The 17,687-nt window shown below is 38.6% G+C and carries 11 protein-coding genes; 9 read left to right on the top strand and 2 right to left on the bottom strand.

Annotation, left to right across the window (positions count from 1 at the left end; genetic code table 11):
• Positions 1-4 precede the first annotated feature (4 nt).
• Positions 5-760 carry a ribonuclease III gene (rnc, locus tag FHG85_RS12775; RefSeq protein WP_173076527.1) on the top strand — a complete coding sequence of 252 codons (756 nt, stop codon included), beginning with the start codon at positions 5-7 and terminating at the stop codon, positions 758-760.
• A gap of 14 nt (positions 761-774) precedes the next feature.
• On the opposite strand, the gene FHG85_RS12780 is transcribed toward rnc, so the two are convergent.
• Positions 775-3,063: a tetratricopeptide repeat protein gene (locus tag FHG85_RS12780; RefSeq protein WP_173076529.1), complete on the bottom strand. Its 2,289-nt coding sequence runs from the start codon at positions 3,061-3,063 to the stop codon at positions 775-777.
• 174 nt (positions 3,064-3,237) lie between these two features.
• Between FHG85_RS12780 and FHG85_RS12785 the strand changes: the two genes are divergently transcribed.
• The 8 genes from FHG85_RS12785 (at position 3,238) to FHG85_RS12820 (ending at position 15,955) form a co-directional block, all read left to right on the top strand.
• Positions 3,238-6,003 (top strand): GAF domain-containing protein, encoded by a 2,766-nt coding sequence (locus FHG85_RS12785; protein WP_173076531.1) that lies wholly within the window; start codon positions 3,238-3,240, stop codon positions 6,001-6,003.
• A gap of 206 nt (positions 6,004-6,209) precedes the next feature.
• Complete coding sequence (locus FHG85_RS12790) at positions 6,210-6,632, top strand: HYC_CC_PP family protein (protein ID WP_173076533.1); 423 nt, start codon at positions 6,210-6,212, stop codon at positions 6,630-6,632.
• 91 nt (positions 6,633-6,723) lie between these two features.
• The gene (locus FHG85_RS12795; protein ID WP_173076535.1) at positions 6,724-10,545 is read left to right on the top strand and encodes an efflux RND transporter permease subunit; all 3,822 of its coding nucleotides are present in this window, start codon (positions 6,724-6,726) and stop codon (positions 10,543-10,545) included.
• Entirely contained in the window at positions 10,542-11,774 is a 1,233-nt protein-coding gene (locus tag FHG85_RS12800) for a TolC family protein (protein WP_173076537.1), read from the top strand. The genes FHG85_RS12795 and FHG85_RS12800 overlap by 4 nt, the downstream gene beginning before the upstream one ends.
• A gap of 1 nt (position 11,775) precedes the next feature.
• A complete protein-coding gene (locus FHG85_RS12805) occupies positions 11,776-13,584 on the top strand; it encodes an efflux RND transporter periplasmic adaptor subunit (protein ID WP_173076539.1) in 1,809 nt (602 codons plus the stop codon).
• A 30-nt stretch (positions 13,585-13,614) separates the two neighbouring features.
• Positions 13,615-13,986, top strand: a complete 372-nt coding sequence (locus tag FHG85_RS12810) for a heavy-metal-associated domain-containing protein (RefSeq protein WP_173076541.1) — start codon at positions 13,615-13,617, stop codon at positions 13,984-13,986.
• Positions 13,987-14,184: 198 nt separating this feature from the next.
• On the top strand, positions 14,185-15,384 hold the full coding sequence (locus tag FHG85_RS12815; protein ID WP_173076543.1) for a hypothetical protein: 1,200 nt from the start codon (positions 14,185-14,187) through the stop codon (positions 15,382-15,384).
• A gap of 13 nt (positions 15,385-15,397) precedes the next feature.
• Complete coding sequence (locus FHG85_RS12820) at positions 15,398-15,955, top strand: FMN-binding protein (RefSeq protein ID WP_173076545.1); 558 nt, start codon at positions 15,398-15,400, stop codon at positions 15,953-15,955.
• A 56-nt stretch (positions 15,956-16,011) separates the two neighbouring features.
• Here the strand turns inward: FHG85_RS12820 and FHG85_RS12825 are convergent, their stop codons facing one another.
• Positions 16,012-17,652, bottom strand: coding sequence for a dipeptidase (locus FHG85_RS12825; protein ID WP_173076547.1), 1,641 nt, complete (start codon positions 17,650-17,652; stop codon positions 16,012-16,014).
• Positions 17,653-17,687: the final 35 nt, after the last annotated feature.

Raw genomic sequence — 17,687 nt, forward strand, 5'->3', positions numbered from 1 at the left:
TACAGTGTTAAAGTTTTTAAGCAAACCATTTCGACAGCTTACCATTCCGGCAAGTGATAGAGAATTTTACAGAAGTCTAAAACATATTTTAGGGTATTCCCCCGATAATTTGGAAATTTACAAGCTGGCCTTAATACATAGGTCAGCTTCTGTTATTATTTCACCTGGTCAAAAATTTGACAATGAACGTTTAGAGTATCTGGGTGATGCTGTACTTGATGCCATTGTTGCCGATTTCCTTTTTGGGGAATTTCCAAGTGGCGATGAAGGGTTCCTTACCAAAATGCGCTCAAAAATAGTGAGTCGCAACAGTATGAACCAACTTGCTGTTAGTATTGGATTACCTAACCTAATAATGGTTAGCAACGGAGCTCTGAACCATCAGAAATATATTTATGGCAATGCTTTGGAAGCTATTGTTGGCGCAATGTTTATTGATAAGGGTTTTAAGTTTACTAGCGATGTAGTAATTAATAATTTTTTACGCCAACACATTAATCTTGATGAACTACAAGCTATAGAGCACGACTATAAGAGCAAGTTACTTGAAATAGCCCAGAAGCACCATGTTAAAGTTACGTTCGACACCCACGCTATAAATACTGAGAAACAATCACCACACTTTGAGGCCATATTATTTTGGGATGAGAACGAAATAGGGCGCGGTTCTGGAAACTCCAAAAAAGAAGCAGAGCAAGGTGCATCGAAGCAGGGTATTGACTGGCTTGAAAAAAATATCTTAAGTAATTCAGATGAATAGAACAACTCTATAATCTAAATTCGAAAGCCCATTACTAGTATATCATCTACCTGCTTCTGATTACCTTTAAACTCCTCGAATCGTTCTCGTAAAACTTCTTTTTGCTTTTCCAAAGGCAAATGTTGTATATCCAGTAGTAATCTTTTCAAATTTGCCATCATAAACTTAGTGTTTTTAGGGCCACCAAACTGATCGGAATAACCATCGGAAAGCAGGTAAAACAAATCCGTTTCGAAAATCTTAAAACGATAGTTGGTAAAGTGGCGCTCACCAAGTAAGTGATGCCCTATAGGCATCTTATCGCCTTTAACCTCAAGAAAGTTAACTCCATCTTTAGAGTCGAATAATTTGAAATGATTGGGAACCTCATTGCTATCCTTTCTAGCTACAAAAAGCGGGAAGTATCCACCAGCATAATCGGCAACCCTATTCTCTTTGTTTACAATCAATAACCCCATGTCGATACCATCATGTGATTCACTATCATCAAAAGATTGGTTCAATGAGGAAATTACCAAACGTCTTAAACGATAAAGCACATCAGCAGCATTTTCAAAATGTTGTGTTGATGTTAACTCCTTAAAAAGCGTAATGCCCAACATACTCATAAAGGCACCAGGAACACCATGCCCCGTACAATCGGCAACGGCAATTGCAAGTCGGCCATCAGTTAAATGTGTCACCCAATAAAAATCGCCACTAACTATGTTCTTAGGCTGATAAAAAACAAAATAATCGGTTAAACATGCTGATATATGTTGATCTGAAGGCAAAACAGCAGACTGTATTCTGCTAGCATAGCGTATGCTATCGGTTATCTGTTTTTGCTGCTCTGCAATTTGGTCGCGCTGCCTTTCAGCTAAATCGCGTTGGGCCTCAATCTCGTGTTTTTGATTCTCTATTTCTGATTTTTGCCTTAAAATCTCTGCGTTCTGCAAAACCAGCAACTGATTGGTTTTCTTTTTCTCCCTATAAAACCAAAAAACAACAGCAACTAATGCCAAACTTAAAACCAAAGCAATGGATATAAGCATAGTTGCTAGTCTTTGTCTTTCTAGCTTGGCTTGCTGTACAACCTCGCGTTGGCGTGTTATTAGTTCTTGTTCTCGCTCTCGCTTCTCAAAATCGTATTGCATCTCTAACTTTGCAATCTGCCCAGCATTAACACTATCTTTAAGTTCGGAATATTTTGTAAAGTAATTAAAAGCAGTTTGATAGTTTCCCATCTTCTTTTCTGCCTGTGAGAGGCTAAAATAAATATCTCTTAAATCGGTAGTAATTTTATGTTTTTGTGCATCGGTAAGAGCTGTCTTAAGAAGATTAAGGCCCTTGGCTAGGTTACCCTTTTTGAACTCTACCTCACCTAAATATCTATTTAGTTTTGCAATATCAATGCTATCGTTTACGTTTTGTTTCAGTTCAAGCGACTGGTTAAGGAAATGCTCGGCTCTCTCATAATTTCCCTTATCAAAGTAGATAATCCCCATAAGCAGGTAGTTCGCTGCTTGAGCGTGTAAATTACCATTAGCAACATTCTCGTAAACAATTTTATTAAGTAAGTCAAGCGCTTTGTCGTAAATACCAAGCTGATAGTAGATATTAGCAAGTTCTGTTTGTGTAAGTGTAATACCAGTCTTATTTTCTAACCTGCGATACAGATTAAGAGCATTCTCGGCATATTGAAGAGCTCTTTCATTAATTTCTAAACGGCTAAATAAACGGGAGATACTGAGCGAAGTCCAAGCCATTCCCTCCATTTCTTCGGCTTGTTCAAATATCTCAAGGGCATCTAACATGTACTGCAATGCGATGGGGAAGTTACCAGTAATTGTAAAAACGGTACCCACATTAACCAATGTACGGGCAACCTCAACTTTATCTCCTATCTTGTAATTTAGGTCTAGAGCCTTTTTGTACTCATCAATAGACTGATTGTAATAGCTTTTAAGCTGAAATACATTCCCCATTCGGTTATGCAAAAGAGCTTGTAGTTTGAAATCATTAACTTTCTCGGCAATTTCTAAGGACTTCCGAAAGTTTTCGAGAGCTAGTTCAAAATCATTTCTATTGTAATATGCATAACCAAGCGAATAGTAAATTTTGGCAGCAAGTAGAGGCTCCTGAATTGAGTCGACCAGTGCTAATGCTTTACGTGCAACAATAACTGCTGAATCATGGTTCTTTATCCTGTAATATTCTACTTTTTTTAACAGGCTATCAACTTTGCTTTTGCTAGTAGAAGAAATAGCATTCAATGAAGAAATAGCAAAAAACAGTAAAAGAAACGCTATCTTTTTATACATACTTTACCTCTTTATATCTGCAGCAATTTAGCAAATAATTAAAATTCAGCGTGTCTAATTTGGATATTTATAAAGCTCTTTTATAAAAAAAACAATGCCGTTTAAAACATTTTAGTAAATTTACGATTGTCATATGAAGCATTTTTTCAGTAAAACTCTCAAACAATTGGGGCAATGAAATTTGATATATTCAAAAACTTACGGATTGGAGCCAAGCTTTTAATTGGTGTACTTTCCACCTCAATACTAATAATGATAGCTATAGGTCTTGTTATAGGATTTAGAATAAATAGGATTGCCCGTGACAATGCAATAAAAATAGCCCAAACCGAGGCCCAAAAATCGGCCAACCAGCTTAAATCAGAACTCGATTTGGATATGGGTTTTTCTCGTGCCCTTGCTCATTCTCTATATATCTATCCTAAATTCGACACAGTTCTGCTCGATTCTGTTTTTTATAACATCGTTAAAAATCAGGTTGAAAATAATTCACGATATCTAACAGTATGGTATACCATAGAGCTATGGTCGTTTCGCCCTAACTATAACAAAACATATGGCCGGCGTTCTATAACCGCTTATCTGAATGAGGCAGGTTTCGGAATCGATCTGGAATATAAAAATCTTAGTGGCGACGATATCACTTCAAATTATTACGCATCAAAAACATGCAACTGTGAGATGCTGCTAGACCCATACACTTTTACCTATGGAGGCAAAGAGGTTCTTGCCACGAGTTTAAGTGTTCCCATTAGGGTTAATGGGAAATTTGCTGGTTTAGGTGGTGTGGATATATCTCTTGAAAAATTTCAAAACGATATTGAAGCCATAAAACCCTACGTGGGAACCACAGTCACACTTGTTTCAGGGGATGGCAGGATTATTGCCAATACCGACAAGGAGCTCTCGAAAGAATTTTTCAACAGCATCTATCCCGAACTTGAGGAAAAATACCAGGTAACCCAAAAAATAAAAGAAAAGAGCAATACCATTTTTTTCAACAATGTAAATGGTGAGGAATATCTAAATGTTCTTTCAATTGTAGAGGTGGGGAACTCTCCCAATGCCTGGGGTTTGCTCCTATCCATGCCATTATCGGAAATTGTTAAAGATGCTCGAAAATCGGTCCTTTATACCATTTTGGTATTTCTATTCGGCATAATCCTACAGGCACTAGCCATATGGTACGTATCGACCAAAATCTCAAAACCCATAAAGCAAACCACGGCGCTACTTAATACCATAGCTGAAGGCGATATCGATATTAACAAAAAAATTCGCATTAAAACCGGCGACGAAATAGAGGAGATGGCCAATTCAGCCAATAAACTTATTGAAGGACTTACTCATACCGAAAAGTTTGCCCGAGAAATTGGCGAAGGGAAACTTGATACTAACTTTAAACTCTTAAGCGAGAAGGATAAGCTAGGCAAGGCTTTAATTGAAATGCAACAAAGCCTTATTCGTGCTAAGGAGCTAGAGGAAAAACGCAAAGAAGAAGAGAAACAACAGAACTGGGCAACTCAAGGCATGGCCCTATTTGGCGAAGTGTTGCGAAGAAACAATGACAATATCAAAGAGCTTTCCTATCATATTGTTAAAAATTTGGTAGAGTATACCAAGTCGGTTCAAGGAGGAATTTTTATTCTCAACGAAAACGAACCCAATAACCCTGTTCTTGAAATGACTGCCTGCTATGCTTTCAACCGCAGGAAAATGATTGAAAAGTCAGTTCTCCCTAACGAAGGATTGGTAGGCCGTTGCTTTGTTGAAAAGAAAACCATCTTGTTAAAAGATATCCCTAAGGACTATATTAAGATAACCTCAGGCTTAGGTGAAGATAATCCTAATTGCCTCCTCATTGTTCCTCTTATCGATAACGATAAAGTTCAGGCAGTTATTGAACTGGCAACATTTACTTCGTACCAAAAATATCAAATTGAATTTATTGAAAAGTTAGGGTCAAGCATTGCTTCAACTCTTGCCAACGTTAAAATCAACATTCGTACCGCTCAGCTCTTAGCTCAAACCCAGCAGCAAGCCGAGGAAATGAAGGCACAGGAAGAGGAGATGCGTCAAAATCTTGAAGAGCTTACCGCTACCCAGGAGGAGATGGAAAAAATTAAAGCTCAGGAAATTGAAAATGAACGCCGCAGATATGAACAGGAAAAGGCATTTATTGAACAGCTAAAACAGAAAAATCAGGAGCTTGTCCAAAAACAGGAAGAGCTGGAGTGGGAGCAAATCATGTTCAAGGCCCTTATGAATGCATTACCTGCTAGAATCTCATTCAAAGACAAAGATTGTAAGTATATAAGAATCAACGAAACAAAGAGAAAAGCTCTTAACCTTAACAGCATTGATGATATTATTAACAAATCGGATTTCGATATATTTGGAAAGGAGCATTTTGAAAGAACTTTCAAAGAGGATAACGACGTAATGCAATCGGGTGAAGCCATTTTGAATCAGGATGAGTTCATCCGGTTTAAAGACGGAACCGTATCGTGGGGCAATACAAGCAGGATACCTTTAAAAAACAAATCGGGTGAAATTGTGGGTATCCTTGTTATAACACTCGATGTTACCGAAAAGAAAAACTTTGCATTTGAGCTAGAACTTGCTAACAAAGTTAACGATACCCTGATTTCGGAATATCCTGCGCTTATTTATAAGATTGATAAGAACGGCATTATCCAAACATGTAAGGGTAAACTTCTTGAAACCCTCAATCTAAAAGAGGAAAATTTAATTGGTAAAAGCATACATAAAGTGTTCCCCGAAGTGCCAACGCTAGAAGACAGTGAAATTAATGATGATGGATTAATTATTTCAAACTCTCCATCAAACAACAATAAAAATTTAGAGCTTAAGCATATTATCTTTAGAAACAAATCAACCTATAATGGTTACATGGGAATGGTTTTTAATGTGAAGTAACTGATATTATATTTTTGTAAACAAAACTCTACATCTATTCTGGTGTAGAGTTTTTATTATTTCATAGCTTACTTGAGCTTTTTACTCGACATTAATCCTTGCATAAGTTTTTGTATTGACAATTAACAACCCATCTTTTTTTAAGTTGACTCCAACTTTCATTAAACTTGTAAAACCTTTTATTCATTTCGTTGTTTTATACTTTAATGAAGAAAGTATTATCCATATTACTATCAACAATTGTACTTCTCAGTCATCTATCATTGACTGTTGGAACTCATTACTGCCATAACAAGGCTATAGAGTCCAAAATAATAATGGGTAATACACACTTGGGGTGTGGAATGGAGATAAAGGATGAATCTCACAATTCTCCTAGCTCCAATGAAATGATTATTACTAACCCCAAATGTTGCTATAACACTTACCAAATCATACAATCAACCGAAGAGTTTGTCCATAATTCATATTTACCCGATTTACAAATTGATTTTTTTATTGCCATTGTTCAACAAGTACAATCGATAAAAATCTATTCAGCAGTAGCTGAAAAGATTGGTCTAATTTTAACTCCTCCCCCATTGATTGAAAAGGACATACAAGTTCTTTTTCAATCTTTTCTTAATTGATTTTTGCTATTTAAGGAGATATATACACTCTTTTGAGAGTGTTTTAGCTTTTAGTTTTTAGCCACATTCAAACCTTTAAAAACAAAAAATCATGCTAAATAAAATTGTTAAGTATTTCTTAAATAACAGGCTAGTTACCATACTTGTACTAATTGGTCTTGTTACATGGGGTATTGTTACCTCACCTTTTGGATGGCAAATTGGAGGTTTGCCAAGTGACCCGGTACCTGTTGATGCAATACCCGATATCGGGGAAAACCAACAGATAGTTTTTACCCCCTGGACCGGACGCTCACCTCAAGACATTGAGGACCAAATAACATATCCATTAACAACCTATCTTCTGGGCATACCGGGTGTAAAGGCAATCCGAAGCTCGTCAATTTTTGGGTTTTCAAGTATCTACATAATTTTCAACGATGATGTTGACTTTTACTGGTCTCGGACACGAATACTGGAGAAGTTAAACTCACTTCCTTCGGGTCTACTACCAAATGGTGTACAACCATCGCTAGGACCAGATGCCACTGCATTAGGCCAGGTTTACTGGTACACTATCGAAGGAAGGGATAAAAATGGGAATCCTACAGGTGGATGGGACTTACATGAGATACGTACCGTTCAGGACTTCTACGTAAAATATGCTCTAAACTCAACCGATGGTGTTTCCGAAGTTGCTTCAATTGGTGGTTACGTTCGTGAATACCAAATAGACGTGAACCCCGATGCATTAAAAGCGTACAATATACCATTGCATAAAGTAATGCAGGCCGTTCGGAAATCGAACCGCGATATTGGAGCCAAAACCGTTGAAATAAACCTTGCAGAATACCTTGTCCGTGGTTTAGGCTACGTTAAAAGCGTTGAAGATATAGAGAAAGCGGTTGTTGCGGTTCACGATAACGTACCCATAAGAGTAAAGAATATTGCTAATGTTACCTTGGGTCCGGCAACACGTAGAGGCGCATTAGACAAGGATGGTGCTGAAGTGGTAGGTGGTGTTGTAGTTGCACGTTATGGTGCAAACCCATTACAAGTTATAAACAATGTCAAGGAGAAAATAAAAGAGATATCTCCCGGCCTTCCCAAGAAAACATTAGCTAATGGTGTGGAAAGCCAGCTTACCATAGTTCCTTTCTATGATAGGTCTCAACTCATATACGAGACCCTTGGAACACTTGAGGAGGCACTCTCTTTAGAGATACTCATTACAATTCTTGTCATTATTGTAATGATATATAACCTCCGCGCCTCAGTTCTTATTTCAAGCTTACTACCCATAGCTGTACTAATGGTTTTTATTGCCATGCGCTACTTTGGTGTTGATGCCAACATTGTGGCTCTATCAGGTATTGCCATTGCAATAGGTACAATGGTCGATTTAGGAATAATCCTATCCGAAAACATAGTCAAACATATCGAAGAAGCTCCACCTGGTCAAAATCTTTTAACCACCGTTTACAATGGCTCAGCCGAGGTTAGCTCTGCAATTCTTACTGCCGTTTCCACCACAATTGTCAGTTTTATTCCCGTTTTTACCATGCAGGCCGCCGAAGGAAAACTTTTTGTGCCACTGGCTTTTACAAAAACTTTTGCATTAACAGCCGCACTTATTGTATCGCTAATCATTCTTCCAACATTAGCCTACTGGTTCTTTGGCTTTAAAATTAAAAAAGAAAACCATAAAAAATGGTTTAATACATTACTTGTTGTAGCCGGGATATCAGGATTGTTTCTTAACAACGCCTGGGCTGGTATCCTTCTGTTTCTATTTGGAATCATCCCATTTATCAAACCAAGTATTACTAATAGGTGGGGCAACATTAGGTTCGTTGGTAAAATAATTGATAATATTGAGCTGATTTTAGTGGTTGTAGGTGTAACATGGCTACTTGCAAAATATTGGCTCCCTCTGGGTGCTGGTAAAAGCACTTTCCTAAACTTCATTTTTGTTTCCATTCTGGTGGGGTTTATTTTAGGTTTCTTCAGCCTGATCCAGATATCCTATAAGCGTATCCTTTCTTGGTGTCTAAGAAACAAGGTCAAGTTTCTTCTTATTCCTACCTTTCTAATTTTCCTAGCATTGAATATTTGGCTTGGGTTCTCTAATATTGTTGGTTTTGTTGCCAAATCAACCGACGCCTTAGGTTGGAACATACGCACTACCTACGTATGGTCAAAACTTGCTCATACATTTCCTGGAATTGGCAAAGAGTTTATGCCCTCACTCGACGAAGGGAGTTTTCTACTTATGCCCACATCAATGCCGCACTCGGGTTTTGAGTATAACCGCAAAGTGGTTGGGCAGCTGGATATGCTGCTCACCAATATTCCCGAAGTTGATTTGACTGTAGGAAAACTGGGACGAGTTGAATCGGCCCTTGACCCTGCACCAATTTCAATGTACGAAAACATTATTAACTACAAACCCGAATATGCTCTTGATACAAAGGGGCACAGGAAACGCTTTAAAACAGATAAGAATGGTAACTTTATACTGAAAAATGGCGATACTCTTAGTAATGATGCCATTCTTTCAAAGCACCTGTCTGAAAAAGACCTTATACCCGACGAAGATGGTAGCTACTTCAGGAACTGGCGCGCTCACATTAAATCAACCGATGATATCTGGAAGGAAATTGTAGCCGCAACCAAAATCCCGGGAGTAACATCAGCTCCAAAGTTGCAGCCAATCGAAACTCGGTTAGTTATGCTTCAAACCGGTATGCGAGCCCCTATGGGCATTAAAGTTTACGGGCCCAATCTCAATACAATAGAGGATTTTGGCCTAAAACTGGAAAATATTCTCAAACAAGTGCCTTCGGTTAAAGCAGAAGCTGTTTTTGCCGACCGCATTGTAGGAAAACCATACATTCATCTCAAAATTAACCGGGATAAGATTTCTCGTTTCGGGCTTAACGTTGAAGACGTTCAGCAAACAATTGAAACGGCAATAGGGGGAATGACAATATCTTCCACAGTTGAAGGACGAGAACGTTATCCTATCCGCGTTCGTTACCCTCGTGAGCTTCGCGACAACCCGGAATCGCTGGGCAGCGTACTTATCCCAACACCTACAGGCGCTCAACTACCATTAAGAGAGTTGGTTGACATTGAATACGTTCGAGGCCCTCAAGCCATTAAGAGTGAAAACACATTCCTTGTCGGCTATGTTTTATTTGATAAAAAAGATGGTTATGCCGAGGTGGATGTGGTTAATGATGCGCAAAATCTGATTCAACAGAAAATTGATGCAGGTGAACTGGTAGTCCCATCCGGCGTTAGCTATAAGTTTTCAGGTAGCTACGAAAATCAGGTTCGTGCCGAAAAAAGGCTAAGCATAATTGTTCCCATTGTTCTTATCATTATATTTCTAATCCTCTATTTCCAGTTTAAGTCTGTTTCCACCTCGTTTATGATATTTAGCGGGATAGCATTAGCTTTTAGCGGTGGATTCATCTTGCTATGGTTATACGGACAAGGTTGGTTTCTAAACTTTTCCATATTTGGAACTAACATCCGCGAGCTATTCCAAATGGGAACTGTTAACCTTAGTGTTGCCGTATGGGTTGGTTTTATTGCTCTCTTTGGTTTAGCTACCGACGATGGTGTGCTTATAGGGACATACCTTGACCAGAGCTTCAAACGTAATCTTCCAAAAACAGTTGAGGAAATTCGTTCGGCTGTAATTGAAGCCGGCCAACGACGAATCAGACCGGCAGTGATGACAACTACAACTACCATAATTGCCCTTCTCCCGGTTCTCACCTCAACCGGACGCGGTGCCGATATCATGTTTCCTATGGCAATCCCAAGTTTTGGTGGGATGATAATGGCTTCTATTACCTACTACTTAGTTCCAACGTTGTACAGCATGCGCATGGAATATCAACTTAAAAAACAAAAATCATGATTCGATTTATTATACTATCAATCGCTCTAACGCTATTTGGCTTTGGCAGTTTTGCCCAAACTTTCGACGATTACTTCAAATTAGCCGCCGAAAATAATCCAGGGTTAAAGGCCCAATACAACGAGTACGAAGCTGCCCTGCAAAAGGTTGATCAGGTTAAAGCATTACCCGATCCCACATTCTCGTTTGGCTACTTCATTTCACCCGCCGAAACTAAGGTTGGACCTCAAAAAGCAAAACTCTCCCTTTCGCAGATGTTCCCTTGGTTTGGAACACTTAAAGCTCAAGGTGATGCCGCTGCCTTAATGGCTGAGGCTAAGTATCAAAATTTCATTGATGCTCGTAATAAACTACGATTAGAACTCGCCGCTGCTTACTTCCCGTTATATGAACTTAATGAATGGATACGGATTGAGCAAGAAAATATCAACGTACTTAAATCGTATAAAACCATTGCAAATCAAAAATTTAATGAAGGAGCTGGTTCAATGGTCGACGTTTTAAGAGTTGATATCATGCTTAAGGATTCCGAAACCAACCTTGAAATTCTCAAAACTAAAGAAACACCCCTAATCGCTTCCTTTAACAAGCTTTTAAATCGACCCGAAAATGAAGCTGTAAGCACAGGCGATTCGCTCAAAACAATTTTGTTGCCAACCGACTTCCGCAAAGACTCCCTGACTGCATTGAATCCTAAAATAAAAGCCCTTTCATTAAAACTTCAGGCAAGCCTTGCCAGTGAACGAGCTGCAAAGAAGCAGGGCCTTCCTAAACTCGGCGTAGGTTTGGATTATGTTATTGTTGATAAGGGTTCAAACCTATCGTTACCCGATAATGGCAAGGATATAGTAATGCCCATGATCTCTATCAGCATACCTATTTTTAGGTCGAAGTATAACGCACTGGTAAAGGAAGCTCAGCTAACCCGGAAAGGGTACGAAAATAAATTACTTGACGAAACGAATACTCTAGTTTCGGAATATGAAATGGCAATGTTTCAGCTTAACCAGCAGGAACAGCTTATATCGCTTTACCAAAAACAGATTGAAACCACAAAACAATCTATTAACCTGCTTTTAACCTCGTATGCCAACTCGGGCAAAGAGTTTGAGGAAGTGTTGCGAATGCAACAACAGCTGCTTAAATACCAGAAGATGCATATTAGTGCACTGGTTCAGTATCAGATTGCAGTGGAAAAAATCAATTATCTAACCTCTAATATTTACTAAAATGAAATCGATAAGTAAAAACACAATAATTATTTCCGTATCGGCACTTATTGTTGGACTTTTGGCAGGTTGGCTCTTTTTCGGGAGCAGCCAAAAGGATATACACGATGACCATGAGCATATTAAAACCGAGGTAAACGGACAAACAATATGGACCTGCTCCATGCACCCCCAAATTCGTCAAACCGAACCCGGCGACTGCCCAATCTGCGGTATGGATTTAATTCCTTTGGAAGATGATAAGCACGCAGAGGTCGACCCCACCGCAATAAGTATGTCGCCAACAGCTATGAAACTGGCAAATGTTAGTACTACAGTCGTAGGAAAATCAAAACCGGTTAAAGAGATCAGCTTGTACGGCAAGGTACAGGCCGATGAACGTTTAATCTATACCCAATCGGCCCATATTCCCGGTAGAATAGAAAATTTGCTAATCAACTTTACCGGCGAGTTTGTGAAAAAGGGACAAGTTATTGCTCATGTTTACTCGCCTGAACTTGTTACGGCCCAGAAAGAGCTCTTTGAGGCACAAAAAATATCCAATATACAACCTCAACTATTTGAGGCGGCAAAAGAAAAACTTCTTAACTGGAGGCTTTCAAAAACACAGATAAACGAGATATTAGAATCAGGAGAGGTAAAAGAATCATTCCCTATAATCTCTGATATAAACGGCTATCTTATTACCAAAAAAGTGAATGAGGGCGATTATGTAAAAAAGGGTCAACCTCTATTTGAAATTGCCGACTTATCAAAGGTTTGGGTACTATTTGACATTTACGAATCGGATATTAGCTGGATTAAATTAGGCGATAAGGTTGATTTCACCGTAGCTTCATTGCCCGGTGAAACCTTTTCGGGAGAGATTTCTTATATCGACCCCGTAATTGATCCTAAAACACGTGTTTCAAAAGCTCGAGTAGAGGTAGTGAACCCCAATGGTAAACTAAAACCAGAGATGTTTGCTTCCGGAGTTGTTAAAGCTTATATCGCTAGCAAGCAGAACTCGATTGTTGTTCCAAAATCTGCAGTATTATGGACCGGTAAACGTTCAGTTGTTTACGTCAAAACCGTTTCGGACCAAGGTGTTTACTTCAATATGCGCGAGGTCACATTAGGCGAATCGTTAGGCGATAGCTATATTATTGAGAATGGTCTGATGGAAGGCGAAGAGATTGCTGTTAACGGTACCTTTAGCATCGATGCTGCTGCTCAGCTTGCCGGTAAACCTAGCATGATGAACCCCGAAGGTGGTAAGGTTATGACAGGCCACAACCATGCAGGAATGAATATGAACGAAAGCGAATCAGGTAATGAAGCCATGAATGAACCTATAAAAAACACACCTAAACTTGTAACTATCGACAATCGAGCAAAACGTGCATTAGAACCGCTATTCAGCAATTACCTGAAATGGAAAGATGCCCTAACGAACGATGATTTCAAATTGGCCCAACAAATGGCTAAAAATATGAAAAGTACGCTTAGCTCAATTGATATGAACATTTTTAAAAATGCCGCTCATGTTTTATGGATGGATTATAGTAAAGAACTAAGTGCTAGTTTAGAGCATGTTGAACATTATTCCGATATAGAGCAGCTGAGAAAATCATTTATGAAAGCCTCTGCAATCATGATTAAAATGGTAGAAACATTCAAACCTGTTAATCAGGTTATCTACATACAACACTGTCCTATGGCTAACAATAATAATGGTGCCGACTGGCTTAGCACTGATAAGGAAATCAAAAATCCTTATTTCGGCAGTTCCATGTTAACCTGTGGAGAGGTTACAAAAGAAGTTAAATAACCTATTTTTTAACATTTAAATTTTAGAACTATGAAAACAAAAGTTTTATTACTAATCGGAATGTTCCTTTTTGGAGCAAGTTCGGTATTTGCTCAAACAAAGACCGAGAAGTTTGAGGTAAAGGGTAATTGTGGTATGTGTAAAGCCCGAATTGAAAAAGCCGCAAAATCGGTTGATGGAGTTATTAACGCAAACTGGGAACAGGAAACCAAGATGCTCACAGTTAAATTTGACACCAAAAAAACCGATGTTCATAAGATTCAAATGGCAATTGCCAAAGTGGGTCATGATACTCCTATGCACAAAGCGCCCGATGATGTATATAACTCATTACCTGGCTGCTGCCATTACGATAGGTCTGATACCAAGGAGGTGAAAAAGAGTGACTCGCATATGCACTAAATAAAACACTAAAGGCTGTCCCCAAAAGGCAGCCTTTTTTATCAAACTAACCTTTAATTCACTGAAAATAGAGTTTTTAATTATCCCAATTTGTAATCTCCCACTCAATCACTATATAAAAAATACCAACTTTTAGGTATTTTATTTAGATTTTGTCTAATTTAATTTTGTCGTCGAAAACTTTAAAAATCGACGATTATGAAAAGGTTATTACTACTGTTTTTTATTGGAACATCTTTATGGGCTAATGCTCAAACAGACTCAACAGGCTATAGTTTAAACACTGTTTCCAAAATGCTAAAGGGAAAACCAGGCTTACAGATTGGAGGTTATGGTGAGGTGCATTACAACCAACCTATAGAAAGTAATACCTATAAGCTTGGTACAGTTGATGCTCATCGCCTAATTATGTTTTTAGGGTATAACTTTTCGGAAAAAACACAGTTTATATCAGAGATTGAGTTTGAGCATGCCGATGAGATTTGGGTAGAGCAAATGTTTATTCAGCATAAGCTCAATAAATCAATTAATCTTAGAGCGGGTGTTCTCATTATTCCTATGGGAATAATAAATGAGTACCACGAACCTACAGCTTTTAATGGCGTTGAACGACCCACAATTGACAGCAAAATAAATCCAAGTACATGGAGAGAAGTAGGATTCGGTGTTCAAGGAAATATTTTTAAAACTAAAACTCGTTACCAGCTATACGTAGTAAATGGCTTAAATGGATATGATGGCACCAGGGGTCTATTCTCAGGTAGTAGCGGATTAAGAAGCGGAAGACAAAAGGCCTCAAAGGCCTATGTACATTCACCAGCATTTACTGGTAAAATTGAGTACTACGGTTTAAAAAACCTCAACATTGGTGTTTCGGGTTACTTTGGCAAATCGAATAGCAAGCTGTTTGCCGACATCGATAAAAACGATAACCAAATGGTTAGCAAAGCCGATTCAAGCACTGTAGGAATTTCTATGCTCGGTTTCGATGCAAGGTACACCTTAAACAGTTTGATTCTAAAGGGACAAGCCTACATTGTTTCACTATCCAATACCGAGGAGTACAATAAGTTCACAGGAACCCCAACAACTCCAAATGACTTGGGTAATAAGATGTTGGGCTACTATGTTGAATTAGGCTACGACGTCTTTAAATCTAGCTCTAAAAATAGAATGAGGTTAATTCCTTTTGTAAGGTATGAGCAGTACGATACTCATTTTTCAACCGACAATAGCATAACTAAGAACGACTCCTATAACAATACAGTAATTACTACGGGAATATCCTATTTCTTAACAAAAGGAGTTGTGTTAAAATCGGATGTTCAATTCTTGAAATCCAGCAATGCCGATAAGTATTCTAAAATCATAAATGCTGGTTTTGGTTTTAACTTCTAAAAATAGAAATGAAATGAAGCTTAAGCTGTTAATATCGCTCTTGTTTATAGGCATACATGGTTTTTCTCAGAATGAATCGGTACCTAGGGAGCTTATAAAAGAAATTAAAAAGATTTCGAACCAAAGCTTACCAAATCTTACCACAATGGGTAAGGTAGCCGACGGAACCTTTTATACTATTAAAAATGCCAAGCCTGCATTCTATGCATATTGTGGAAGGGTATACACATGTAGGACTAGCGGATGCGATACCAACAACCCAAGTTACTCAAATGCAAATGAATTCTTTGACTACTTTATTCTATACGATAAAACGCCAAAAATAATCGCTGTTAAGATTTATAGCTACGAGGCAACGCATGGACATGAAATAGGAACCAAGGGGTGGCTAAAACAGTTTATAGGGTATTCAGGTACTCGAAAGCTCTCGGTAGGTAAAGAAATCGATGCCATTTCAGGAGCAACAACATCTGCTAATAACATCACCAACGACATCTATGTTAAAACCAAAACTTTAAAAAAACTAATCGCAAAGAACAGAAATAGTTATAATCTTGTATGCAAGCAATAATAGAGGGGTATTCCGTCAAAAAGAATACCCCTCCTCTTTATAAGCTTAATTTGGGCTTACTCGTGGTTATTGGTGTACTTTGTAATAATTTGGTTTCTTAAATCGAGGAACATTTGGGTAACCTCTGCCATCAGGCCATTGGAGTAGTTTGTAAGGTAGTCTTGAGCCCTTTTAGGGCTTTTCTTGTATAGTTTTAGGGCCTCCTCCTCAATCTTCGCTTGCTGTTCAAATATCTTTGCCTCAAACGGATCTCTTACCGCTTGAACATCTTTTGCAATCTCCTGGAATTTAAGGCTAGCCAGGTTATCAACAAAATCAATAGCCCAGCGTGCAGATTTTTCATCGTAACGGTTAGGATCGTAAGTTTTGTATGACTCATGAACCAATAGGTTGCCAGCGTAAATTGGCACATAAGGGCTGAAGTAAGGGTTATCGAGATAAACCCAATAAACTCCTCCAATCTCATCGGGTAGCCAGTCACGAATTTGAAGCACCATTCCGTAATGACCTCTATGACGAGCAACAGGACGACGATAGGTAATTTTTAGCAATTTTCGCAAATCACTACTTGGGAAAGGTGTGGCAAGAGGACTTTTAACATAACCTCCCTTACCATCGGGAACCAGCCAATTGGGGTCGTTGGTCATATCGTAAATGGTGCCTTCAAAAGTTGACCGTTGAAAGGCAATAACATCCTGAACCGATATCTTCTTCTCTGGCTTAATGGAAAAAGGATAGATAGAGAGAGGCTCTACATACTGAAAGTATGGCTGAATTCCCTTATATGGATTACTACTATCGTACTTTCTATCGGGCCACTGCTCTAGGTTTGGTGCAAAAGTATGATAAAAGAGCCAAAACCTACTGGTTGCAAATTCCACTGCGCATTTGGGAGCATAAACTTCCTGCCAGATAAAAGGTTTTCCTGATTTAGGGTCGTACCATCCCCTATCGATGGCCTCCTGCATATAGTTTTCTGATACCATGAAGTTCTCCTTATCTTCGGGATTTATCTCTTTAATAATGCTCCAATTGGGAATCATGGTTGCTTGATCTTCGGGTAATCGTTGAGCAGCCCAAATCGCACCAGGCTTACCACTTTTGGGATCCCATCCTTTTCCTACTCCAAAAACTTCAAAGACCCAAACCTCTTCTTTGTCTGCAACAACTAACGTTTCAGAACCATCGCCACTTGATGGGAGAAAACCATATTTGGTCATTAAATCACCTATAAATTTGACAGCATCACGTGCCTTTTTATACCGTTGCAAGGCAAAGATTTGAGCCTGCTCTATGGTCATAATTTGTTTACCTTCACCCTTCACGCATATTAGTTCAGGCCTTTGTGAAGTTGTACTCTCTGCTATTCCAAGCTGATACTCGTTTACATGTGAGTAAGCCGATTGGAAATATTTATAAGTTTTTTCTACTTGAGGGATATACCCTAGTATTTCACCATCGTTATGTAACGGTAGACTTGGATCTTGTATTCCCCAATACACAGGTGCTAAGCTACCTGTCTTAAATGTCTGTGAAGGCACTACGAATATCCGAGAATCTGGACCAGTATCGGTATGGGATATTATAGTAGAACCATCAGCCGAAACTTTTTTCCCAACGGCAATTATTGTACAGCTATTTGCTGGTATATAGGTAAAAGTTAATCCTATTAGTAGCAGCAGGGTTACTCTTTTCATAATCAAACTATTTAAATTATTTCAATAAAAAATCT

Source organism: Tenuifilum thalassicum (assembly GCF_013265555.1).
GTDB lineage: Bacteria > Bacteroidota > Bacteroidia > Bacteroidales > Tenuifilaceae > Tenuifilum > Tenuifilum thalassicum.